The following is a 21,601-nucleotide window of genomic DNA, read 5'->3' as shown; positions in this document are numbered from 1 at the left end:
TCCTCTTGATCCGGTACCTCGACGGAGAGTTCGTAGTGCTGCTTCGCGAAGAAGCCCCCGATACCACCGCTGCGTACCTTGTCTGCGGAGATGATCCGCACGCTCGAGCCGTACTCGTCGCGTGCCTGAGCCAGTAACGGCTCGATGGCCGGTCCCTCAAGAAGCACCCGCGTAGGCACCGTTCACCACCCCTATCGTCTCGATCTGTGCGGTGGAACCAGAGATTTCGCTGTACGACAGCACCTGGACCCGGCGGGACCCAGCCCGCAGCAGTCGCATCAGGGGCAGCCGCAGCTGTGGTGAGCAGGCCAGGACCGGGTTGAGGCCCTGCTGCTCCCCGGCCTCGGCGAACCGGCTCGCCTCGCTGACGATCGCCTCGGCCTTCAGGCCTTCGATCGCCATGAAGGCGCCGGTCTCGCTGGGCCGGAGTGATTCGAGCAGCGCCTGCTCGAGGATCGGGTCCAGGGTGATCACGGTGAGGCGGCCGCCGCTCGCGTACTGGGCGGCGATGGCCGGGCCCAGCGCGCTGCGGGCCGCCTCGACCAGCCCGTCGTGGTCGGTGCCGACCTTCGCGCGCAGCGACAGCGACTCGAAGATCCGGACCAGGTCGCGGACCGGCACACCCTCGTCGAGCAGCGCCTGCAGCACCTTCTGGACCTGGCCGAGGCTGAGCAGCGACGGGGTCAGTTCCTCGACCACCACGGGATGGGTGCGTTTGACCATCTCGGTGAGGTTGCGGACGTCCTCGCGGCCGAGCAGGCGGCTGGCGTTGCTCCGGACCACCTCGGCGAGGTGGGTGATGATGACCGAGGCCCGGTCGACCACCGTCGCACCGGAGAGCTCCGCCTGGTAGTGCAGCTCGGCCGGGATCCACTTGCCGGCCAGGCCGAAGACCGGTTCGGTGCCGGCCCGGCCGGGCAGCGCCTGCAGGCCGTCGCCGATGGCGAGCACGGTGCCCGGCGGGGCCTGCCCGGCACCGGCGTCGACACCGGAGATCCGGATCGCGTACGACGACAACGGCAGGTCCAGGTCGTCGCGGGTACGCACCGGCGGCATGATCACTCCGAGTTCCATCGCCATCTTGCGGCGCAGGGCGCGTACCCGGTCGAGCAGGTCGCCGCTGGCGGTGTCCACCAGGTCGACCAGGTCGGGGGCGAGTGCCAGTTCGAGCGGGTCGATCCGCATCTCGCCGAGGAGTTGTTCGGGCGAGTCCGGTGCCGGCATCTCGACGGCCTGGGCGGTGACCGCCGCGGGTTCGGCCGGTTCCGGCTCCTCGGGGTCCTTCAGCTGTTGTGCGATGGCCAGGATGCCGACGCCGACCAGCAGGAACGGCAGTTTCGGCAGGCCGGGGATGATGCACAGGGCCAGGGCCGCAGCGCCGCCGATACGCAGTGCCAGCCGGTTCTGGCCGAGCTGCTTGGTGACCGTCGAGCCCATGTCGCCGGAGGTGGCCGAGCGGGTCACGATGAGGCCGGTGGCGACCGAGAGCAGCAGCGCCGGGACCTGGGAGACCAGGCCGTCGCCGATGCTGAGCAGGCTGTACAGGTTCATCGCGTCGACCGGCGCCATGCCGTGTTGCAGGATGCCGACCGCGAAGCCGCCGATCAGGTTGACCAGGGTGATGATGACGGCGGCGATGGCGTCGCCCTTGACGAACTTGGAGCCACCGTCCATGGCGCCGTAGAAGTCGGCTTCGGCGGCCACGTCGGCGCGGCGTTTCTTGGCCTCGGCCTCGTCGATCAGTCCGGCGTTGAGGTCGGCGTCGATGGCCATCTGCTTGCCGGGCATGGCGTCGAGGGTGAACCGGGCGCCGACCTCGGCGACCCGCTCGGCGCCCTTGGTGACCACGACCAGCTGGACGATGACCAGGATCAGGAAGATCACCAGGCCGATGACCAGGTTGCCGCCGACCACGAAGCTGCCGAACGCGTGGATCACCTCGCCGGCGTCGGCGTCGCGCAGCACCAGACGGGTGGCGCTGATGTTGAGGGCGAGCCGGAACAGGGTCAGCACCAGCAGCAGGGCGGGGAAGACCGCGAAATCGAGTGGTCTCTGGACGAACATGCTCACCAACAGCACCAGGAGGGCCATCGTGATGTTGAAGGCGATCAGCAGGTCGAGCAGGAAGGTCGGCAGTGGGACGACCATCATGATGATGATGCCGATGACCCCCACGGGGACGGCAAATCTGCTGATGTTCCGGTTTTTCACGGCACCTTCCGAGCAGGAACAGTCCGATGACCTGGCTTCGCCACGCACCGATCTTGCCTGCTCTTGCTCCCCGATGTGAGGAAATCTCCCAAATTCCGGTTATGTCGCTACTGGGCTCGGTTCCGGGTTGCGGTGGAATCCGGCGGCGGATCCCTTTGACTTCAGCCTCATCACGAACGCCAGCACCTTCGCCACCGCGGCGTAGAACTCCACCGGGATCTCGTGCCCCACCTCGACGCTGTCGTTGAGAGCCCGGGCCAGCGCCACGTCCTGGACGACCGGAACACGGGCGTCGGTGGCCAGCCGGCGGATCCGGGCGGCGACCGGGCCCCGGCCCTTGGCCACCACCCGCGGGGCACCCTTGGCCGGTTCGTACCGCAGGGCCACCGCGACGTGGGTCGGGTTGACCACCACGACGTCGGCCAACGGCACCGCGGCCATCTGCCGGCTGCGGGACATGGCCATCTGCTTGGCCCTGATCTGCGCCTTGATCAGCGGGTCGCCCTCGGTGTTCTTGTTCTCCTGCTTGACCTCTTCCTTGGTCATCCGCAGCTGCTTGTTGGTACGCCTGCGCACCACGAAGTAATCGGCCGCCGCCATCACGATGCCGGCCACCGCGGCCGCCTGCATCAGCTTGATCACCGCCCCGTCGACCATCGTGAGCAGCGATCCCAGCGGCAGCTCCCCCGGTGTCATCAGGATCGGGATGAAGCTCTTCATCGTGCTGTACAGCACGAGGGTCAGCACCGCCGTCTTGATCAGCGCCTTCACGCCCTCCCAGAGGGCCTGGGTGCCGAACACCCGCTTGAGGCCGGGCCACGGATTCAACCGGCTGAACTTGGGGATGAACAGCTTGGTGGCCACCCGGATGCCGCCCTGCACCCCGGACGCCGCCACACCGACCGCCATCATGGTGAGCGCCAGCGGCAGGACCGCCCAGCCCGCGCCCAGCACCGCCTCCTTGAGCAGACTCAGGGACATCGCCGGGTCCGGGTCGCCGATCGTCTCCGGGACCTTCGCCATCATCTCCCGGGCGTGCCCCATCGCCTCGCCGAGCGCCCGCGGCAGCATCAGGCTGGCGGCCAGCATCCCGGTCCAGGCGCCGAGGTCGGGCGTCCGCCCGATCTGGCCCTCCTGCTTGGCCTTCTTGAGTTTCTGCGGTGTCGGTTGTTCGGTCTTCTCACCGGCCATCGGCCCCTACCCTCCGCCGCTGATCCGGACCACACCGGTGACCGCATGGTCGACCAGGGAGTCCAGGATCGTCGGCAACGACACGATGGCGACGGCGGCGAGCGACACCACCAGGAAGATCTTGACCGGGAAGCCCAGTTGGAAGGCGTTGAGAGCGGGCGCCACCCGGTTCAGCAGGCCGAGCGCCACGTCGGCGAGGAAGAGCACGGCGACCAGCGGGCCGGCGATCTGGACCGCGGCCAGGAACATCTCACCGGCACCACGCAGCATCAGCCGGCTCAGCGTCTCGCCGTCCAGCGAGACGTTCAGCGGCAGCGTGCGATAGCTCTGCATGAAGCCGCGCAGGATCATCTGGTGACCGTCACCGGCGAAGAGCAGCGTGATGGCCACCAGGTTGTAGAACCGGCCGAAGATCGAGGACGGGTTGGCCGAGACCGGGTCGTACACCGTGGCCAGCGTGAAACCGCTGGCCATGTCGAGCAGATCGCCGGCCGCCTGCACCGCGGCGAACAGCAGCAGGGTGATGAATCCGAGGGCCGCGCCGACGAAGACCTGCAGCGCGGCGGTGGCGATCAGGCCGGAGGTGTCCAGCGCCGGCACGGTGCCGCGCAGGTGGGGCGCCATCGGCAGGGCCAGCCCGATGGAGAGCAGCACCTTGATCCGGCGGGGGATGAGACCGGAGTTGAACGGTGGACAGATCAGCATCCAGGCACCGGCCCGGACCGCGCCCAGCATGACCGCGAGGAACTCCGCGGTGACCATGTCGAAGTTCACGGCGGGCCCCTAATAGGAGCCGACCAGCGCCGAGATGATCAGACTCCAGCCGTTGACCAGCACGAACAGCAGCAGCTTGAAAGGCAGCGCGACGGTCACCGGCGGCAGCATCATCATGCCCAGCGACATCAGCGAGGCCGCCACCACCAGGTCGATGATCAGGAACGGGATGAAGATGACGAACCCGATGATGAACGCCGCCCGGACCTCGGACAGCACGAACGCCGGGATCAGGGTGGTCAGCGGGACGTCGTCGATGTTCCGCGGCTTCGCCTCGCCGGACACCTTGATCATCAGGGCCAGCTCGTCCTCACGGGTCACCTTCGCCATGAAGTCGCGCAGCGGCTGCACCCCGTCCCGGAACGCCACCGACTGCGACTTGTCGCCCTTGAGGTAGGGCTGCACCCCGGCGTCGTTCATCGCCGACAGGGTCGGTCCCATGATGAACATGCTCAGGAACAGCGCCAGCCCGGCCAGCACCTGGTTGGGCGGCATGCTGGTCAGCCCGAGCGCGTTGCGGGTGATGCCGAGGACCATGAAGACCTTGGTGAACGCGGTGCAGAGCAGCAGCACCGACGGCGCGGCGGAGAGCACGGTCAGGCCCAGCACGATGACCAGCGGCGTCGAGGGCCGGCCCTTGCCCGGGTCGGTGCCGTTGATGTTCAGGTTGATGCCCGGCGGCGTGGGGGTGGCCGGGGCACGCGGCGCCTGTGCGACCTGCGGCACGAGGGCGACCCGCGCTTGCGGTGCCTGCGGCGCTTGCCGGGGTACGCCGACGAGCACCGCGGGCATCGCAGGAGGCGGGCCGGAGCGGTCCGGTGGGGAGAAGGCGAGGGCGGTCGCGACCGGCAGCATCACGAGTGCCAGCCCGGCGGCCGCCATCAGCAGCAGGATCGCGCGTCGCATCAGCGCCTCGTCGTCCGGTCGCGGAGGAACTCGAGCGTCGACACCCAGGTCCGTGGGGAGAGCAGCGAGCCGTCCAGGGTTCCACCGGCCGGGGAGCATTCGAGCGCCGCGGCGGGCTCGACGCCGTTCCGGACGCCCTCCCGGTCGAAGGCAGCCAGATCAGTCTCGGTCAGCAGGCTCACCTGCTGGTCGGTGATGCCGAGCACCAGCGCGCGGTCGTCCACCCGGACCACCGCGATCGCCGAACCACGGCTCAACGGCTGGCGCCGGAGCACGGTGAGGCGGCCCTCGCCCCGTCCACCGAGCGGGCGGCGCACCAACCGGGCCAGCACCCACATCAGCATCAGGACCACCAGCAGCGCGGCGCAGACCTGCAGGGCGAGTGGCAACAAGTCGGTTACCTACTCCCGCTCGGCGCCGGGAGAGACGATCTCGGTGATCCGGATGCCGAAGTTCTCGTCCACGACCACGACCTCGCCGCGGGCGATCAGACGGCCGTTGACCAGCAGGTCGGCGGGGCTTCCGGCGGCTCGATCCAGTTCTATTATCGCGCCCGGCGACAGGGAGAGCAGCTCCCGGACGCTCATCCGGGTCCGGCCCAGTTCGGCCGAGACCTCCATCTCGACGTCGTGCAGCATGTCCAGGCCGCCGCGGGCTCCGGCCGGGCGTTCGGACCGTGGCGCGACGTCCGCCTGCGGCGCCTCCTCGCTGGGCCACTGGCTGAGCGCCAGGGCGATCACGGCCCGGACCTCGTCCTCGTCCCGCAACGGGACCGAGATCGCGCCGTCCTTGGTGGCCAGGGCACTGAGCGCCACGTCCGGTTCCATCACCTGACCCGGGTCGAGCACGACCGGGCCGAAGACCCGCGCGGCCGCCTCCAGGGCCGGCCGGACCGCCGCGGTCAGGTCCAGTTCGCCGAGCGGGCTCTCCCGGAGCGCGTCCGCCAGGTCCTGGCCGACCACCACGACGACCTCGCCGGAGGCCGCTCCGGTGAACCGCGCCGTCACCGCCTGGCCCGCGATCGCCGTCCCGCCGTCGGGGAGCACCGGCTCGCCGACGACCAGCGCGTGGCTGGTCGGCAGGACAGCGAGAGCTGCCTCCGCGGCGTTGCGGGCGAGCGCCAGTTGCGGCGCGGTCATCGTTGGCGCTGTCATGGGCGGCCAGACTCCTTGGTCGAGCTCTCGTTGGTCGACGGCACGACGAGACACGCAAGCCGGGCGCCTTGGTTACCGGGGACCGCGTGGGCGAAGACGCGGTCGTTCACGGTCACCTCGAGCGGCCGGCTGGTCGGATGTCCCAACGGAACGACGTCACCGGGGCGTAGATCCACGATGTCATCGGTACGCATCCGAATGGGGTGAAATCGCACTGCTACGTCAATCGGAGCGGCGGAAAGTCCGGCGGTCAGGTTGTGCAGCGCCCGGTCCCGCGCCTGCCGCTCGGCCGGACTGAGGATGATGGTCTCCTCCCGGGAGAGCACCGGCAGGATCGTGTTGAAGGGCACGCAGATCGTCTGGACGCACTCCTCGGCGCCGATCTTGGTCTCCAGGGAGGCGATCACCACCGCGTCGCCGGGAGCGTGCGCCCGCAGGAACTGGGCGTTGTACTCGATGTCCTTGAGGATCGGCTTGATGTCGACCAGGGTCTCGAAGCCGTACCGCAGCTCGCCCAGCATCCGCTCGATCAGGCTGCGCAACAGCGGCATCTCCACCTCGGTGAGCGGCCGCTCCGGCTGGGTGCCGCCGGGACCGCCCAGCATGTGGTCGATGGCGGTCATCACCGCCGACTGGGAGAGCTCGATCAGCACCGTGCCGGGCAACGGGTCCAAGGTGACCTGGCCGATGATCGTCGGGTTGGCCAGGCCGGCGACGTACTCGTCGTAGTTCAGCTGTTCGATCGAGATCAGCGAGACGTTGCTGACCGCGCGGAGGCGGGTGGTCAGCAGGGTTCCGCAACTGCGCGCGTACGTCTCGAAGGCGATCTGCAGGGTGCGGACGTGCTCGCGGGACAGCTTGATGGGCCGCCGGAAGTCGTACGGCGTCGGGCCTGAGCCTGGGCTGCGACGCGAAATCTTGCCGGAGGGCCGGGCTGCGGAGACGGTCACGTCGTCCTCATCGGCTCACTTACCGAACCGCTGAGCCCTCGCGCCGTTTTCAGCGTCTTTTGCGACCTCTAAGCCGAATGGGCAGATCCCCGCAGGGATCTGCCCATCACGCCACACCCGTCACTGAGTCACGAACGCCGTGTAATAGATGTCCATGACCAGGATCTTCTTCTCCTCGGTGTACGCCTTCTTGAGCTTGGTGAGCAGCTCCTCCTTGAGCTTCAACCGGCCCTCCTCGGTGGAGAGCTCCGCGACCGTCCGCCCGGTGTAGGTCTCGATCGCCAGGTCGAGGGCCTCGTTGAGGTCCACCGTCTCGGTGCCGGCGTCCGCCGTCTGCTGCAGCGCGAAGCCGAGCTTGAGATAGTGCCCGTCGGCGAGGTTCACCGTGATGGTGTTCTCGATCGCCGCGACCACCGTGCCCTTCACCAGCGGCGCCGCCGCCTCCGCGGAGTCGCTCTTGAAGAAGAGGAAGTACGCCCCGACACCACCACCGGCGAGCACGACGACCGAGACCGCGGCGATGATGATGATCAGCATCTTCTTGGACTTCTTCGGCGCGCCCTCGGCTGCCGGGTCCTTCTCTTCCTTGGCCATCAGATCCTCCCCCGTCAGTCGTGGGTAGTCGTGGTTGTGGAATCGGCTTCGGCCTTCGCCTCGGCCTCCGCCTGTGCGGTGGTCTGGCCGCTGTGCAGCTTCGAGTCGGCCCCCGACGCGGAGGGCAGGAGCTGCGCCAGATCGGCCGTCAGCATCGTCAGGACGACGACGTCCACGCGACGGTTCATGGTGATCGACCGCGGGTCCTTCGGGTCGATCAGTGGTTTGGTGTCCGAGTAGCCGACCGCCTTGAGCCGCTTCTTGGGGATGTTGTGCTCCGCGAAGAAACGGACGACGGTCGAGGCCCGCGCGGAGGAGAGTTCCCAGCCGCTCGGGTAGTAGGTGGTCTTGGCCTTCAGCTGGTTGGTGTTGCCGTCGACCTCGAGGTTGTTCGGCAGCTTGGCCAGTGTCGGCGCGATCGCGTTCAGGATCTTGGCACCCCGGGGGCGCAGGTCGGCCCGGTTGCCGGCGAAGACCACCTCGTTGGTGACGATGGTGACGACCAGGCCCCGTTCGTCGATGGTGAACTTCACCGCGTCGAGCAGCTTCTGCGCGTTCAGCGCGTCGGCGATCTTCCGCTCGATCGCCTTCAGGTTCTCCGCCTCCTTGGCCGCGGCCTTGGCGCTCTGCGAGGACTTCTTCCGGTCCGCGGCCTGCAGGGCCCGCTCGACGGCGTCCTTGTCCTTCGTGCTCATCCCGGCGGTGCCGGAGTTACCGTCGCCCGGATTCGAGCCCGGGTCGATCTGCACGATCTGGGCGGAGTTGGCGGCGCCGTCCATCGGCGCCGACTGGCCGGTGAACGCCTCGTTCTGAGCACCGAAGCCCTCGGACAGGCCGGACGCCAACTCGGCGAACTTCTTCTGGTCCACGCTGCTCATGGAGAACAGCACGACGAACAGAACGAAGAGCAGGGTCAGCATGTCGGCGTACGACACGAGCCAGCGTTCGTGATTGACGTGCTCCTCGTGCTCCTCGTGCTTCTGTTTGCGCTTGGAGCCACCGCCAGAACTCATCGGTTCAGGCCGCCTTCTTCGTCGAGGCCGCGGCCTCGGACTTCTTCATCTCGTCGGGCGGCAGGAGACTACGCAGCTTCTGCGCGACCAGACGCGGGTTGGAGCCGGCCTGGATGGCCAGCACACCGTCGATGACCAGTTCCATCTCCTCGGCCTCGATCTGACTCAGCCGGGCCAGGCGTGCCCCGATCGGCAGCCAGATGATGTTGGCACTGAGCACACCCCAGAGGGTGGCGACGAACGCCGCCGCGATCGAGTGGCCGAGGGTCTCGGGCTTGTCGAGGTTCTCCAGAACGTGGACCAGACCCATGACCGTGCCGATGATGCCGATGGTGGGGGCGTAACCACCCATGCTCTCGAAGAACTTCATCCCGGCCTTGTCCGCCTTCTTCTTGGCGGCGACCTCGGCGTGCAGGATGTCGTGCAACTCGTCCGGGTCGGTGCCGTCGATGGCGAGCTGCAGACCGCGCTTGAGGAACGGGTGCTCCACCGTCTTGACCGCGTCCTCCAGCGCGAGCAGGCCCTCCCGGCGGGCCCGTTCGGCCAGCTTCACCACCGCGTCCAGCAGCTGGGTGGGCGGGATGACCTTCGTGGAGAACGCCTTCTTCAGGTTGTTCACGAAGTTGGCCGCGTCCTTCATGACGCCACCGGCCATGGCGGCGCAGAAGCCACCGCCGAACACCAGCAGCATCGACGGGAGCAGCAGGATGGAGGTGGGCGAACCACCCTCCAGGATCTGGACGGTGAAGACGATCGCCAGACCGACGACCACACCGATGACGGTGGCTAGATCCATCAGCGTTCCTTCCGGTGCAGCCTGAGCACCTTGGCGTCATCGTCGTCCGTGGCGGGGGCCGCAGGTTCCGTCTCCATCCGGCTCGCCTGGGCGATGAGGGAGGCGCGGTAGTGGCGTACCGAGGCGACGAACTCGGGCACGGATTCCGAAATGATGTACTTCGTCCCGTCGACCAGGGTGACGACCGTGTCGGGCGTGCACTCCACGCGTTCGACCAGGTCCGGGTTCAGCGCGAACACGACACCGTTGATACGGGTTACCAGGATCACGAATTCCGTCCTTGGGGTGTCTGGGGAGCGAGGGCCCTCCCTGGCCCGTCACCTAGTACTTCGGCTGCTTTTGGGGTGCGAATGAGTTCGCGGCGGCTACCAATACGGGTTCGTCACCGAAAAGGGCCGGGACGGGCATTACTGCCCGTCCCGGCCCTCCGGCGTCAACCGGGTCAGCGCTTCATGGCGACGAGTTCCTGCAGGATCTCGTCGGAGGTGGTGATGATCCGGGAGTTCGCCTGGAAACCGCGCTGCGCGACGATCAGGTTGGTGAACTCCTGGGCGAGGTCGACGTTCGACATCTCCAGCGCACCGTTGAGCACCGAACCCATGCCGGCGCTGCCGGGTTCGCCGACCTGGGCGTACCCCGAGTTGATGGTGCTCCGGAACAGCGAGTTGCCGACCTTCTCCAGACCGGCCGCGTTCTTGAAGGTCGACATCGCGACCTGACCGAGGATCTGCTTCAGGCCGTTGCTGAAGACGCCGACGATCTCACCGGAGTTCGAGACGGTGTACGCCAGCGACGTCAGCGTGCCGGCCGTCTGACCGTCGGTGTCGAACACCCGGGCGTCGGCCAGACCAGAGTACATCGTCAGGTCGGTGACCTTGATCTTGTAGCCGTTCGGGGCGGGTGGCGTCCCGATCGTCATGGTGCCGTCCGCGTCCAGCCCGTTCGCCGTCGCGTCCGCCTTGCCACCGGTCATGTCCAGCGTGCCGGTCGCCCCCGGGATGTCGGCGCCCGTCGGGTCCAGGAGGGTGATGTCCCAGGTCTCCGAGGCGGTGGGCCGCACATCGCGCTCCAGCTTGACGGTGATCGTGCTGGTCGCGCCCTTCTCGTCGTAGACCTTCACCGGGATCGTGTACGTGTCCCGGGTGAGCAGTTCGTTCTCCGGCAGGTCGCTGGTCAGGTTGCCGCGCAGGGTGATCGTGGTGGTCGCCTTCGGCGGGATGGTGGTGCCGATCGGCATGTTGATGTCGTCCGGCTTCGCGGCCGAGTTGACCACGCCGTCCACCGCGGTCCAGCCCTGCACCGGCTCGCCGGTGGTGGTGGCCAGCGTGCCCTTGGCGTCGAAGAAGAACGCGCCGGCCCGGGTGTACAGCATCTCCTTACCGCTGCGGACCACGAAGAAGCCGTCCCCCTGGATCATCATGTCGCCGGACTTGCCGGTGGTCTGCGCCGAGCCCTGACTGAAGTTCGGGGTGATCGCGCCGACCCGCACACCCAGACCGACCTGCGCGGGGTTGGTGCCGGCCTGGCCGTTCTGCGGTGCGCCCGCGGCGCCCATCATCTGGCTCAGCGTGTCCATGAACTGGACCTGGGAGGTCTTGTAGCCCACGGTGTTGACGTTCGCGATGTTGTTGCCGGTCACGTCGGTCATCTGCTGGTGGGCCTTCAGACCGCTGATGCCGGAGTACAGAGAACGCAGCATGGGGTTTCCTTAGCGGTTGAGAGGAAGCGGTTCAGCGATCTGCGGAGAGACGGTCGGTATCGCGGCTGCCGGAGCGATGGCTGCCGGGACGGCTGCCACTGGAACGGCCTCCGCCGGAGCGACCGCTGCCGGAGAGACAGCTGCCGGAGCGGCGGTCGCCGGGGTCGCGGTGGCGGGTGCCGCGGTGGCGGGTGCCGCGGGCTCGGCGTCCGGGGCGGCCCCGTCCTGCCGGATCTCCAGAACCTTGGACAGCGCCACATCCCTGTTCCCGACCGTGAGCGTCGGATCGCTGTCCCCGTTGAGCTTCGCGGAGGTGATCACACCGGTCTGCCGGGCACCGGCCTCGTCCATGTAGGCGACCGTCCGGCCCACCATCGAACCGGCGGTGACCAGTCGCTGCGACCGCATCGAGTCGAGCAGTTCCTGCAGCTTCTCGACCTGTGTGAACTGGGCGGTCTGCGCGAGGAAGGCGGTCGAGTCGGCCGGCTTCATCGGGTCCTGATAGCGGAGCTGGGCGACCAGCAGCTTCAGGAAGGTGTCCTTGTCGGCGAGGTTGCGCACCCGCGACATGTCCTCCGACGACTGGGCGGTGACGCCCGGCATGCCCGGGATGGCGATGCCCGGGGCCGGGGCGCCCGGGGTGGTGACGCCCGGAGTCGCTGTCGTGCTTCCCGGGATCGCCGTCCCGGTGGGAATCGCTGTCCCGGCAGGAGCGGCGGTTGCCGGCGCGACTGCTCCGACGCCGGTCGGCCCGGGGATCGGCGAGGTCATACGGCGTTCTCCTGTCGGTTGCGAGCGGAGCTCAACCTAAGGTTCGGCCTGGTTGCGGGATTGCTTAGAGACAAAAATGGGCGGGCCCGCCGACATCGGCGGACCCGCACCCACGGTTTTCAGTTGTGTGCTGCCGGCGGCCGTCAGGGCGCCAGCGACAGGCTGAGCTTGCCCTTGCCGTACCGGCTGACCTCGGTCATCAGGTCGAGCCGGCGGCCGAGGGCGAGCAGGACCGCCCGCGCGTCGGCGGGCAGATCCATCTTCGGATAGATCACCTGGTAGAGCTTGACGTGCGGAGAGCCCTCCTTGTTGAGGAGGCTGGTGAAGATGTTGCACAGTTCGAAGACGTTCTCGGCGAGGTTGGGGAAGAGCTCCTTCTCGTCGATGCTGTCCTCGGCCGCACCGGGCGGCAGCAGACCGAGGGCGGCGCCGGCGTTGGCCGCGAGACTCATCTCCAGCCCCAGGCAGGCGTAGATCTTCTGATTGGCATCGGTGAAGATCGCGACCGTGGCCATGGCGATGTCCTCCGCGCTGAGCGGATCACCAGGGCTGACGATCACCTCTCGGCCGAGAAGGTCCTCGAACAGGTTGCGAACGGCTAGTGAGCCGGGAAGAACTGAGACGTCTGACATGTCTTAATCATCCCAAAATAGGAGCGAAAACCTCATCGAATCGCTCAGCTGTGAACGGTTTGACGATGAAGAACGCCGAGCCTGAGGCCTCCGCGGCCTCCTTCATCTCCGGAGTGCACTCCGAGGTCACGAAGCCGAACTTCACGTTGTTGCCGGTGGCGCGGATCTGCCGCAGGACTTCGATGCCGGTCAGGTGCGGCATGTTCCAGTCCGAGATGATCAGGTCGGGCTTCTCACTGAGGGCCATGTCGTAGGCCTGTTGCCCGTCCGCGGCCTCGATCAGATCGTGGTCGCCGAATCCCGCCTGACGCAGGGTACGAACGACGATCTGCCGCATCACCCGGCTGTCGTCGGCAATGAGGATCTTCATGCACCGTCCTCCTTTGTCTCGCTGCTGATCTGCCACATCGAAATCGACACGGGCTCGCCTTCCCACAACCCGTACACGCCGCTGATACGGGCGGCGTTCGGGTAACGCGCCGTGGACTCCGGCGCGAGCACAACTTGCGGCAGTGACAACTGCGCGCCCGGGGGCAGCATCGCCTTGACGTTGCCGCCGACGATGTTGGCCAGCTCTCCGAGAGTGTCGGAGATGTCCTCCTCGCTGACCTCCTCGAGCTCCATGGCGAGGAAGGCCGCGGCCGCGCGGCGGGCCGCCGCGGTCGAGGACGCGTACACGACGTGCCCGCTCCATGAACCGGTGATGGAGACCGAGGAATGCACCTCCGACGCCTGGTTCTCGTCGTAGGTCGGGATCAGCGGGCTGACGCCTTCGGGGTCCAGGTACGACTCCCAGACCTGTTCCACCATCTCGGCGAGGTCGCTCTCGTCAACCTCGACTTCGACGCTCATGAGTTCGCTCCGGTCGGGACGAGGCCCAGCAGGGCCAGCTTTTCGATCATGGCGCCCTCCGTGAAGGGCTTGATCACGTATTCGTGGGCGCCCGCGGCGAGTGCGCGGACGATCTGGCTCTGTTCGCTCTCGGTGGTGACCATGACCAGGGTCATCTCCCGCAGACGCGGATCGGCCCGGACCTTGGTGACGAACTCGAGCCCGTTCATGTTGGGCATGTTCCAGTCGATGAGGGCCAGGTCCGGCACCTCGGTCATGTCGGCGAGAAGGTCGAGCGCCTCCTTGCCGTCACCCGCCTCCACCGCCTCGAAGTTGAGCTTCGTGACAATGCGCTTGAGGATCATGCGCATCGCGCGCGAGTCGTCGATCACCATGGCGCGCATCGGCGTCATCCCCTTCTCGCGGCACCGGCGGGCACCGCGTTACGGATCCGGTATGCAGAGGTGCGGCCGGCGGCCACTCGCTCGTAGTTGTCGTCGATCCCGATCGTCGTCTCGGCCGCGCCCAGGAAGAGCCACCCGTCGGGGCGCAGGATCTTCGCGGCGTTCTGCAGCACCTGCCGCTTGGTGGCGACATCGAAATAGATCAGCACGTTACGCAGGAAGATCACGTCGAACGGCTGCATGGGCGGGAACGGAGCGGTCAGGCTCATGTGCTTGAACGAGACGTTCTTGCGCAGCGCGGGGATGATCCGCCAGTGCGCGCCGGCCCGCTCGAAGTACTGCACCAGTTGGGTAGCCGGAAGACCCCGGTTCACCTCGACCTGGCTGTACTCGGCCTTCTCCGCGCGGGCGATCATCTCGGTGGAGATGTCGGTCCCCATGATCTCGTAGGTCCATCCCGCGGGCAGGTTCTCCTGCAGGGTGATGGCCAGGCTGTACGCCTCCTGGCCACTGGAACTCGCCGCCGACCAGAAGCGCAGCTTACGGACGGCCTGCCGCGCCTTGATCAGGTCGGGCAGGACCACGTCGATGAGCGCCGAGAACGGTTCCCGGTCCCGAAACCACGAGGTCTCGTTGGTGGTGAGCGCATCAATGATCTTCCGCTGATGCTGCGGATTGGGACGTTTCTGCAGGTCAGCGATGAAGTCGTTGACGTTCGGCGCCCCGACGGCACGGGCGACAGGGATGAGACGGGCCTCGACCAGGTACTCCTTGCCCGGCGCGAGGACGATGGACGCCTCCTTGCGGACCAGGTTCGAGACGAAGGTGAACTCCGCTTGCGAGAGGGTCATCGGGCCACCGCCGGCGACCGCCCGACCCGAACCCGGCTGAGCAGCGCTCCCGCGATCTTGTCGAGTGGCAGGATCTCGTCCGCCAGCCCCGCCGTGACCACGGCGCCGGGCATGCCCCAGACCACCGAGGTCGCCTCGTCCTGTGCCAGTACCTCGGCGCCCGAGTCTCGTAGCACTTTCGCACCACCCCGTCCGTCTTGTCCCATTCCGGTGAGCACGGCCGCGAAAGCCGATGCGCCGTACAACGCCGCCACCGAGCGGAACATCACGTCCACTGCAGGCCGGCACGAGTTCTCCTGTGGCGCACTGCTGAGCTGGGTCAGCGTCGCGGTTCCCCGCCGCTGGAAGACCAGGTGACGGTCGCCCGGGGCGATGTAGACCGTGCCGGCCGCGAGCTCCATGCCGTCGCCGGCCTCCAGCACCCGCAACGGCGTGCTCCGGTCGAGACGCTCGGCGAACATCTTGGTGAACACCGGCGGCATGTGCTGCGTGATGACGACCGGGACCGGCAGATCCGCCGGGAGACCCAGCAGAACCTTGGTCAGCGCGTCCGGCCCGCCGGTCGAGGAGCCGATCGCCAGGATGTCGCACCGGCCCGCGACTCCGGGACGGCGAGTGGCGGCGGGACGTCCCGGCGGTGGGCCACCCGCAGCCGGGCGGGCCGTCGTGGGTGCCGCACCCGGGCGCACCGGTGCGGCGCCGGGGCGCAGTCCGGCGGCGGGCGCGGGTCCCCGGGACGGCGGACCGGCCGCACCGGGACGGCGACGGCCACCCAGCGCATGGATCTTGGGGACGAGCTGATCGCGGACCGCCTGGATCGACTCCTTCACCGAGCCGACGTTGCTCGGCTTGGTGACGTAGTCGGTCGCTCCGGCGGAGAGCGCCTCCAGCGTCGCGGTCGCCCCCGCCGCGGAGAGCGTGCTGAACATGATCACTGGAAGGCTGGTATGCCGCTTGCGCAGCTCTTTCACCGCCTGGATGCCGTCCATCTGCGGCATCTCGATGTCCATGGTGACCACATCGGGTTTGAGTTGGTCGATCTTCGCCTGGGCCAGCAGACCGTTCGCGGCCGTGCCGACGACCTGAATGCCCGGCGCCTCCCCGAGAGCGTCGACGATCAGCCGACGGACCACCACGGAATCGTCGACGACGAGTACCGAGATCATTCGACCACTCCCTTCAACCGAGCCAGGCCGGGCCGAGCGCCGCGACCACCGGCGCGAGCAGCCGGTGAGCCGTGGCGGTGTCCAGCAGATCCCGCACCACCAGCGCCTGAACGGCGCCGCTGAGCATGTTCCAGACCCCGCCGGCCCGATCGGCCAGCGGAATTCCCGCCGAGTCCACCGCTTGGACCAGGAGCATCTGGGCCGCTGCCGCGGTCCGGACCCGGTCCGACAGATAGGCGGCCCAGGAGGCCGAGTGGACGGCGGGAGACCATCCGGCGGTGTTGCGCCGGGCGTCGTCGGCGGCGGTGGTGACCCGCTGCCGATCCTCCGGGCGCAACGTACGCAGCCGGTCGAGCAGAGCCGACACCGTGTAGTGGTGCGGTCCCATGTCGATCGGCGCGCCCGTCGGCAGTTTGCGCACCGCGGCCACCCAACCGGCGCCGAGACCGCGGCGAGTCTCGTCGTCAAGCACTTCCCGCAGGTAGCTGGCCACCGCCGCGTCGCAGAGCAGCGCGGTGGCGGCGGCAGCCTCCTCACTCTGCTGCGCCGCCCGCCCGCTCCCCTGCCAGGTCCACGACATGACGTCGTACCGGATGCAGGTGAGCAGCGAGTCGACCGACCCAATCGGCGCACGCTCGACCAAGGCGAGGTTTCCGGCCGGGTCATCTTTGGACATCGCCTTGAGGGACGGCATCCGGCGTGCCGCGCTCTCCACCTCGACCCAGAGCGGGCCGCGGACGTCCTCGTCCGGAAGTCGCTCGGCGAGCACCGGCAGGTCCCCGGTCTGCAGGCGCAGGGCGCGCAGCAGCACCTCGGCCGCGGCCGGCCCGCCGTCCAGGCGGGTCAGGTCGAAGCCCAGGACCGGGGCGCTGACCAGGCTGTACATCAGGTGGTGGCGCGGTACGTGTCGACGGCCTGATTGACGTCGAGAGCCAGCATCAGACGCCCGTCCAGCTTGAACGTGCCCACCACCAGTTCACGGGTGGGACCGCTGAGCGTGTCCGGCGGCGGCTCGAACTTCTCGTCCTCCAGATCCACGACCTCACCGATCTTGTCCACGAGCAGGCTCACCGGCTCGCCGTCGCCCCGCAGGATCACGTTCATCACCGGGCCGTGCAGTGCCTGCCGGGCCAGACCGAGCTGGACCCGCAGGTCCACCGCCGCGATCACCTGGCCACGCAGGTTGAAGAGCCCGCCCACGGCCGGCGGCGCGAGCGGCACCGGCGTGTACTCGTTGTACGAGAGCACTTCCTGAACCGTGTGCACCTCGACTCCGAAGAGCTGTCCGTCCACCTCGAAGGTGGCGAACTGACGACTGCCCATGTCAGGCCTCCACCAGCATGTCGTCCTCGGCATCGCTGTAGAAGTTCGGGTCGGCCGCGAGGATCGCCCGGCGCACGTCGAGCAGTTCGGTGACCCGTTGCTGGATCACCGCCGTGCCGACCAGGCCGTCCTCCTCGGCGTCGCGACGCGCGGTGGTCTCGTTCTCCGCGATGTCCACGATCCGGTCCACCACCAGTGCCACGCTCCGTCCGCCCTCGCTGTAGACGACCACCGACACGGTGTCGCCCTCGATCTCCTCGCCGTACACCCCGAGCAGGTGCGAGAGGCGTACCAGCGGCAGGATCTGTCCGCGGTACTGCACCACCTCGCGCGAACCGGCGTGCTCGATGCGGTCCCGTGGGAACTCCTCGAGCCGGGTGACGGTGTCCAGCGGGATGGCCACCCGCCGTTCGCCGACCGCGGTGACCAGCAGGCGCTGGACTCCCCCTCCGCCGGAGGACTTCGAGTTCGCGACGACGTTCTCGCGTTCCGAGTCGACGGCCAGGTGCGAGCGCCGGGCCAGCGACGACACGTCCAGGATCAGGCCGACCTTGCCGTCGCCGAGGATGGTGGCTCCGGCGTACAGACCGATGTCCTTGAACCGGGTGTTCAGGGCCTTGACGACGACTTCTTCGGTGTTCAGCACCCGGTCCACGACCATGCCGAACCGCCGGCCGTCGGCCTGCAGCACCATGATGTAGACGCCCTGGTCGCCGCCGACCTCGAGACCGAGGGCGCGGTCGAGGCGGATCAGCGGGAGAAGCTTGCCGCGCAGACGGTAGACCGGGGCGCCCGAGGCGTACTCGATCTTGGTGGATTGCCCGTCGATGAAGACCAGTTCGAGGACCGCGACCTGGGGTACGACGTACCGCTGCTCGCCGCAGTCGACGGTGAGAGCCTGGATGATCGCCAGGGTCAGCGGGATGGTGAGCCGCCAGACCGTGCCCTCACCGGGGGTCGAGTCGACGCTGACCGCGCCGCCGATGTTCTCGATGTTGGTCTTGACCACGTCCATGCCGACGCCGCGGCCGGAGACGTTGGTGACCTTCGCGGCGGTGGAGAAGCCGGGCTGGAAGACCATCGCCATGATGTCGCGGCGGTCCATGTTCGGGATCTGGTCCGGCCGGAGCAGCCCCTTCTCCACGGCCTTCTCCGCGATCCGGTCGACGTTCAGGCCGGCACCGTCGTCGGCGACCTCGACCGCGACGTGCCCACCCTCGTGGTACGCGCGGAGCGTCAGCGTGCCCTCGATGTTCTTCCCGGCCGCGGCCCGCCGGTCCGGGTCCTCGATGCCGTGGTCGACCGCGTTGCGCACCAGGTGGGTCAGCGGGTCCTTGACCGCTTCCAGCAGGCTCCGGTCGAGTTCGGTGTCCTTGCCCTGCATCACCAGCTGGACCTGTTTGCCGAGCGAGTTGCTCAGGTCCCGGACGACGCGGGGCAGCTTGGACCAGATGTGCTCGATGGGCTGCATCCGGGTCTTCATGATGCCGGCCTGCAGCTCACTGGTGATCATGCCGAGCCGCTGGGCGCTGCGCACCAGACCGGACTCCCCGATCTCCATCACGCCACGGACCAGCTGGTTACGGGCCAGCACCAGCTCGCCCACCATGTTCAGCAGGGTGTCCAGCAGGTCGACGTCGACCCGGATCGCACTGTCCGCGATGCTGCGCTTGGGCGCCTGCTGCTGCAGCGCCTCGTTCACCGCGGCGGGCTGGGCCTTGCCCTCCTCGAGCAGGATGGTGCCGAGCTTGCGCTCGTCGCCCTCGATCTGCTGCTGCAGGGCCGACGACACGTCCGACGGCGCGGCCGCACCCGCGTCGACCAGGATCTGGCCGATGGGCTGGCGCTGGTCGGCGACCGGGTCGGGTGCCGGGCGGGCCGGGGTCTCGTCCAGCTGAACCGGTGTCTCGGCCTCGGCGGCCGGCGCGGCCCCGGCCTCGGCAGCCGGCGCGCTCTCCGCCGCTGCCGGGGCGGCCTGGTCAGCGGCGGGTGCGCTGTCCGACGGCACGTTCATCTGCGCGTGGACCTTGACGAGGATGCTGTCGATGTCGACCTCGTCCTCGGTGCCCTTCTCCTCGATCGAGGAGAGCAGCGAACGGACGCCGTCGATGGTGGCGAGCAGCACGGTGATGGTCTCCGGCGTGACCGGCTGGACGCCGTCCCGGAGCCGGGAGAGTAGCGACTCGCCACCGTGGGCGAGCTTCTCCAGGCGGCTGAACGCCAGGAATCCGCTGGTGCCCTTGATGGTATGGATCGCCCGGAAGATACGGGAGATCAGGTCACGCGAGTCCGGTTCCTGCTCGAGGCTCACGAGGTCCCGGTCGATCTGGTCCAGGTTCTCGTGGCTCTCCATCAGGAATTCGCCGACGATCTCGCCAAGGTCTTCCACGTCTTACTACCTCCTGCTCGGCTTCACAGCCCTCATCGACGCTCTCGGGCGTCAACTGAGAAGACTCGACCGGTACGGCGATTGATCAGGCGTCTCCGCCCGGTCGGCGGTAGCGGTATCCGAATCCGCGGACGGACTCGATGGGTGATTCGTCCGGGTCTGACCAACCCATCTTGCGGCGCAGCCGCAGCACCGCGAACTTGACCCGTTCCTGGCCGATGCCGGTCGGGTCATCCCAGGCCTGGGTCAGCAGCTGGTTCGGGGAGAGCACCGCGCCGGCATGGCGTACCAGCGCGTTGAGCAGGCGGAACTCGGTGGGCGTGAGGCGTTTCTCCTCGCCCTTGACGTAGACCCGGCGCTTGGTCGGGTCCAGGTGCACGAGGCCGTCGTCGTAGATCTGGCTGGCCCAGCTGTTCTGCCCGCTCGACGAGCGTCGCAGCAGCGCCTCGACCCGGGCCAGCAACTCGTTGTTCGCGAACGGTTTGGTCAGGTAGTCGTCGGCGCCGCCACGCAGGCCGCGTACCTTCTCGGCCTCCTGACCGTGCGCCGTGAGCACCAGCACCGGCACGTCCGAGACGTCCCGCAAACGCTCCAGCACCTGCCAGCCGTCCAGCTCGGGCAGACCGACGTCGAGCACCACCAGGTCGGGGTGTTCGGCGTAGGCCTCCTTGAGCCCAGCCCGGCCGTCGGCGGCGTGCGCCACCTCGTAGCCGGCCCGGCTGAACAGCAACCGGAGAGCGAGTGCGATGTCCGGGTCGTCCTCCACCACGAGTAGGCGACTCATCTTTTGCTCACCCTGCCCCCAACCCGGTGCATGCGCCCGATCGGGCACGGCTGACTCCGGGCACGGGTGAGTGCCGGAGATCAGCGTCCTGCCTGGAACCGCTCGCATGACCGCGAACGGGAGAAAAGTCCAACGGCGGAAAACCCACCATAGCGTGATGTCATCACCTATTTACGGACAGTCACGAGTCTAGCGTCATCGGACTCGAACACGAGCCGGTCCCGCAGTATCCGCTCGACTCACCGCCCGAGCCGGTGTGCGGGGCACGCCGGGGGCATCCCTTCAGCCTGACATCTTTCGTACGGCATTTCGTCCGTTCCGCGAAAGATGTGACACGCCACGTACAACGGGGTGCGATAGCCGTGATGAACGATCCGCGTCCTGTCCCGTTCCGGAGGAACCCGTGTTCGACCTGGTGATACGGCGTGCCGCTCTTCTCGCGGCCGCGCCGGCACTGCTCGTCCTGACCGCGCCCGCCCTGGCGCACGGCCCGGTCACCCCGCCCCGCCCGGCCCGGGTGCCCGCACCGCCGTCCGAGGCCCGCCCGGCGCCGCCGCGGGGGCCGGACGCCGGTCCGGCGCCGATCCGCGGGGACAGTGCCGACCCAGCGCCGATCCGCGGCGACGCCGTCGACTCAGCGCCGATCCGCAAGGGCAAGAAGAAGAACCCGGCGCCCGCCCGGGAAGACCGTGCCGCCGAGGCCCCGGCACCGGTCCGCGGGGACAGTGCCGCCTCCGGCAGCGTCGAGAAGAAGGCCACACCGATGGTCCGGACCCGGACCCGGGCGATCACCGCCTCGGTGCTCCGGCTGACCAACCGGGAACGGCGGGTGGCCGGCTGTCCCGCGGTGGGCGTCGAACCCGACCTGGTCACCGCGTCCGCGCAGCAGAGCGGGTACATGGCCCGGACCCGGCTGTTCAGCCACACCTGGCGCAACGGCTCCACGCTCGCCACCCGCGCCAAGGCGGCCGGTTACACCCAGCCCGCGGGCGAGAACATCGCCTGGGGATTCCGGTCCGCGCGCGAGGTGGTCGACGCGTGGATGGACAGCCCGGGACACCGGGCCAACATCCTCAACTGCAGCGCCCGGAAGATGGGGGCCGCCGTCTCGTACGCCGCCGACGGCACTCCCTATTACACCCAGGTGTTCGGCTGGCGCTGA

General features: G+C 68.3%; 24 protein-coding genes. 1 reads left to right on the top strand and 23 read right to left on the bottom strand.

The genetic code is table 11. The features are described 5' to 3' along the window. Nucleotides 1-156 precede the first annotated feature (156 nt). The 23 genes from QSK32_RS17885 to QSK32_RS17775 all read right to left on the bottom strand — a co-directional run bounded on the left by QSK32_RS17885 (nt 157) and on the right by QSK32_RS17775 (nt 20,439). Nucleotides 157-2,148, bottom strand: a complete 1,992-nt coding sequence (locus QSK32_RS17885) for a flagellar biosynthesis protein FlhA (RefSeq protein WP_281179035.1) — start codon at nt 2,146-2,148, stop codon at nt 157-159. A 162-nt stretch (nt 2,149-2,310) separates the two neighbouring features. After that, entirely contained in the window at nt 2,311-3,402 is a 1,092-nt protein-coding gene (locus QSK32_RS17880; protein WP_285472586.1) for an EscU/YscU/HrcU family type III secretion system export apparatus switch protein, read from the bottom strand. Between the two features lie 6 nt (nt 3,403-3,408). After that, nucleotides 3,409-4,176 (bottom strand): flagellar biosynthetic protein FliR, encoded by a 768-nt coding sequence (locus QSK32_RS17875; protein WP_045740165.1) that lies wholly within the window; start codon nt 4,174-4,176, stop codon nt 3,409-3,411. A gap of 9 nt (nt 4,177-4,185) precedes the next feature. Beyond that, nucleotides 4,186-5,082 (bottom strand): flagellar type III secretion system pore protein FliP, encoded by an 897-nt coding sequence (fliP, locus tag QSK32_RS17870; protein ID WP_285472585.1) that lies wholly within the window; start codon nt 5,080-5,082, stop codon nt 4,186-4,188. Next, a complete protein-coding gene (gene fliO / locus QSK32_RS17865; RefSeq protein WP_157410715.1) occupies nt 5,082-5,474 on the bottom strand; it encodes a flagellar biosynthetic protein FliO in 393 nt (130 codons plus the stop codon). Before fliO ends, fliP begins: the two co-directional genes overlap by 1 nt. Nucleotides 5,475-5,483: 9 nt before the next feature. After that, nucleotides 5,484-6,236: a flagellar motor switch protein FliN gene (fliN, locus tag QSK32_RS17860; RefSeq protein ID WP_045740167.1), complete on the bottom strand. Its 753-nt coding sequence runs from the start codon at nt 6,234-6,236 to the stop codon at nt 5,484-5,486. After that, nucleotides 6,233-7,186 carry a flagellar motor switch protein FliM gene (locus tag QSK32_RS17855; protein WP_045740168.1) on the bottom strand — a complete coding sequence of 318 codons (954 nt, stop codon included), beginning with the start codon at nt 7,184-7,186 and terminating at the stop codon, nt 6,233-6,235. Before QSK32_RS17855 ends, fliN begins: the two co-directional genes overlap by 4 nt. 120 nt (nt 7,187-7,306) lie before the next feature. Then, nucleotides 7,307-7,780 (bottom strand): flagellar basal body-associated FliL family protein, encoded by a 474-nt coding sequence (locus QSK32_RS17850; RefSeq protein ID WP_045740169.1) that lies wholly within the window; start codon nt 7,778-7,780, stop codon nt 7,307-7,309. Between the two features lie 14 nt (nt 7,781-7,794). Next, nucleotides 7,795-8,793 carry a flagellar motor protein MotB gene (locus tag QSK32_RS17845; RefSeq protein ID WP_045740170.1) on the bottom strand — a complete coding sequence of 333 codons (999 nt, stop codon included), beginning with the start codon at nt 8,791-8,793 and terminating at the stop codon, nt 7,795-7,797. 4 nt (nt 8,794-8,797) lie between these two features. Next, on the bottom strand, nt 8,798-9,589 hold the full coding sequence (locus QSK32_RS17840) for a flagellar motor protein (protein WP_045740171.1): 792 nt from the start codon (nt 9,587-9,589) through the stop codon (nt 8,798-8,800). After that, nucleotides 9,589-9,858 (bottom strand): flagellar FlbD family protein, encoded by a 270-nt coding sequence (locus tag QSK32_RS17835; protein ID WP_045740172.1) that lies wholly within the window; start codon nt 9,856-9,858, stop codon nt 9,589-9,591. The genes QSK32_RS17840 and QSK32_RS17835 overlap by 1 nt, the downstream gene beginning before the upstream one ends. 173 nt (nt 9,859-10,031) lie before the next feature. Next, nucleotides 10,032-11,288, bottom strand: a complete 1,257-nt coding sequence (locus tag QSK32_RS17830) for a flagellar hook protein FlgE (RefSeq protein ID WP_045740173.1) — start codon at nt 11,286-11,288, stop codon at nt 10,032-10,034. A gap of 9 nt (nt 11,289-11,297) precedes the next feature. Further along, on the bottom strand, nt 11,298-12,059 hold the full coding sequence (locus tag QSK32_RS17825; protein WP_285472584.1) for a flagellar hook assembly protein FlgD: 762 nt from the start codon (nt 12,057-12,059) through the stop codon (nt 11,298-11,300). Between the two features lie 143 nt (nt 12,060-12,202). Next, nucleotides 12,203-12,691, bottom strand: a complete 489-nt coding sequence (locus QSK32_RS17820) for a hypothetical protein (protein ID WP_045740174.1) — start codon at nt 12,689-12,691, stop codon at nt 12,203-12,205. A 7-nt stretch (nt 12,692-12,698) separates the two neighbouring features. Then, nucleotides 12,699-13,061 (bottom strand): response regulator, encoded by a 363-nt coding sequence (locus tag QSK32_RS17815; RefSeq protein ID WP_045740175.1) that lies wholly within the window; start codon nt 13,059-13,061, stop codon nt 12,699-12,701. After that, nucleotides 13,058-13,543, bottom strand: coding sequence for a chemotaxis protein CheX (locus QSK32_RS17810; protein WP_045740176.1), 486 nt, complete (start codon nt 13,541-13,543; stop codon nt 13,058-13,060). The genes QSK32_RS17815 and QSK32_RS17810 overlap by 4 nt, the downstream gene beginning before the upstream one ends. Beyond that, nucleotides 13,540-13,926 (bottom strand): response regulator, encoded by a 387-nt coding sequence (locus tag QSK32_RS17805; RefSeq protein ID WP_183222472.1) that lies wholly within the window; start codon nt 13,924-13,926, stop codon nt 13,540-13,542. The genes QSK32_RS17810 and QSK32_RS17805 overlap by 4 nt, the downstream gene beginning before the upstream one ends. A gap of 5 nt (nt 13,927-13,931) precedes the next feature. Further along, a complete protein-coding gene (locus QSK32_RS17800) occupies nt 13,932-14,777 on the bottom strand; it encodes a CheR family methyltransferase (RefSeq protein ID WP_045740178.1) in 846 nt (281 codons plus the stop codon). Continuing rightward, nucleotides 14,774-15,943, bottom strand: coding sequence for a protein-glutamate methylesterase/protein-glutamine glutaminase (locus QSK32_RS17795; protein ID WP_045740179.1), 1,170 nt, complete (start codon nt 15,941-15,943; stop codon nt 14,774-14,776). Before QSK32_RS17795 ends, QSK32_RS17800 begins: the two co-directional genes overlap by 4 nt. Before the next feature lie 13 nt (nt 15,944-15,956). Further along, a complete protein-coding gene (locus QSK32_RS17790; RefSeq protein WP_045740180.1) occupies nt 15,957-16,829 on the bottom strand; it encodes a hypothetical protein in 873 nt (290 codons plus the stop codon). Continuing rightward, entirely contained in the window at nt 16,829-17,266 is a 438-nt protein-coding gene (locus tag QSK32_RS17785) for a chemotaxis protein CheW (protein WP_045740181.1), read from the bottom strand. Before QSK32_RS17785 ends, QSK32_RS17790 begins: the two co-directional genes overlap by 1 nt. A 1-nt stretch (nt 17,267) precedes the next feature. Then, on the bottom strand, nt 17,268-19,655 hold the full coding sequence (locus QSK32_RS17780; protein ID WP_045740182.1) for a chemotaxis protein CheA: 2,388 nt from the start codon (nt 19,653-19,655) through the stop codon (nt 17,268-17,270). A gap of 85 nt (nt 19,656-19,740) precedes the next feature. Continuing rightward, a complete protein-coding gene (locus tag QSK32_RS17775) occupies nt 19,741-20,439 on the bottom strand; it encodes a response regulator transcription factor (RefSeq protein WP_045740183.1) in 699 nt (232 codons plus the stop codon). A gap of 403 nt (nt 20,440-20,842) precedes the next feature. On the opposite strand from QSK32_RS17775, the gene QSK32_RS17770 reads away from it, so the two are divergent. Next, nucleotides 20,843-21,601 carry a CAP domain-containing protein gene (locus QSK32_RS17770; RefSeq protein ID WP_285472583.1) on the top strand — a complete coding sequence of 253 codons (759 nt, stop codon included), beginning with the start codon at nt 20,843-20,845 and terminating at the stop codon, nt 21,599-21,601.

The sequence above is a fragment of the Actinoplanes sp. NBRC 101535 genome (assembly GCF_030269225.1).
In the GTDB taxonomy this organism is placed as follows: Bacteria; Actinomycetota; Actinomycetes; order Mycobacteriales; family Micromonosporaceae; genus Actinoplanes; species Actinoplanes rectilineatus.
This window is presented reverse-complemented; position numbering and strand designations above follow the sequence as displayed.

Coding starts and splice junctions, on each gene's coding strand:
- QSK32_RS17885 (WP_281179035.1), bottom strand. CDS start 2,148: ATGGTCGTCCCACTGCCGACCTTCCTGCTCGACCTGCTGATCGCCTTC.
- QSK32_RS17880 (WP_285472586.1), bottom strand. CDS start 3,402: ATGGCCGGTGAGAAGACCGAACAACCGACACCGCAGAAACTCAAGAAG.
- fliP (WP_285472585.1), bottom strand. CDS start 5,082: ATGCGACGCGCGATCCTGCTGCTGATGGCGGCCGCCGGGCTGGCACTC.
- fliN (WP_045740167.1), bottom strand. CDS start 6,236: ATGACAGCGCCAACGATGACCGCGCCGCAACTGGCGCTCGCCCGCAAC.
- QSK32_RS17850 (WP_045740169.1), bottom strand. CDS start 7,780: ATGGCCAAGGAAGAGAAGGACCCGGCAGCCGAGGGCGCGCCGAAGAAG.
- QSK32_RS17845 (WP_045740170.1), bottom strand. CDS start 8,793: ATGAGTTCTGGCGGTGGCTCCAAGCGCAAACAGAAGCACGAGGAGCAC.
- QSK32_RS17840 (WP_045740171.1), bottom strand. CDS start 9,589: ATGGATCTAGCCACCGTCATCGGTGTGGTCGTCGGTCTGGCGATCGTC.
- QSK32_RS17830 (WP_045740173.1), bottom strand. CDS start 11,288: ATGCTGCGTTCTCTGTACTCCGGCATCAGCGGTCTGAAGGCCCACCAG.
- QSK32_RS17825 (WP_285472584.1), bottom strand. CDS start 12,059: ATGACCTCGCCGATCCCCGGGCCGACCGGCGTCGGAGCAGTCGCGCCG.
- QSK32_RS17820 (WP_045740174.1), bottom strand. CDS start 12,691: ATGTCAGACGTCTCAGTTCTTCCCGGCTCACTAGCCGTTCGCAACCTG.
- QSK32_RS17815 (WP_045740175.1), bottom strand. CDS start 13,061: ATGAAGATCCTCATTGCCGACGACAGCCGGGTGATGCGGCAGATCGTC.
- QSK32_RS17810 (WP_045740176.1), bottom strand. CDS start 13,543: ATGAGCGTCGAAGTCGAGGTTGACGAGAGCGACCTCGCCGAGATGGTG.
- QSK32_RS17805 (WP_183222472.1), bottom strand. CDS start 13,926: ATGCGCGCCATGGTGATCGACGACTCGCGCGCGATGCGCATGATCCTC.
- QSK32_RS17800 (WP_045740178.1), bottom strand. CDS start 14,777: ATGACCCTCTCGCAAGCGGAGTTCACCTTCGTCTCGAACCTGGTCCGC.
- QSK32_RS17795 (WP_045740179.1), bottom strand. CDS start 15,943: ATGATCTCGGTACTCGTCGTCGACGATTCCGTGGTGGTCCGTCGGCTG.
- QSK32_RS17790 (WP_045740180.1), bottom strand. CDS start 16,829: ATGTACAGCCTGGTCAGCGCCCCGGTCCTGGGCTTCGACCTGACCCGC.
- QSK32_RS17785 (WP_045740181.1), bottom strand. CDS start 17,266: ATGGGCAGTCGTCAGTTCGCCACCTTCGAGGTGGACGGACAGCTCTTC.
- QSK32_RS17775 (WP_045740183.1), bottom strand. CDS start 20,439: ATGAGTCGCCTACTCGTGGTGGAGGACGACCCGGACATCGCACTCGCT.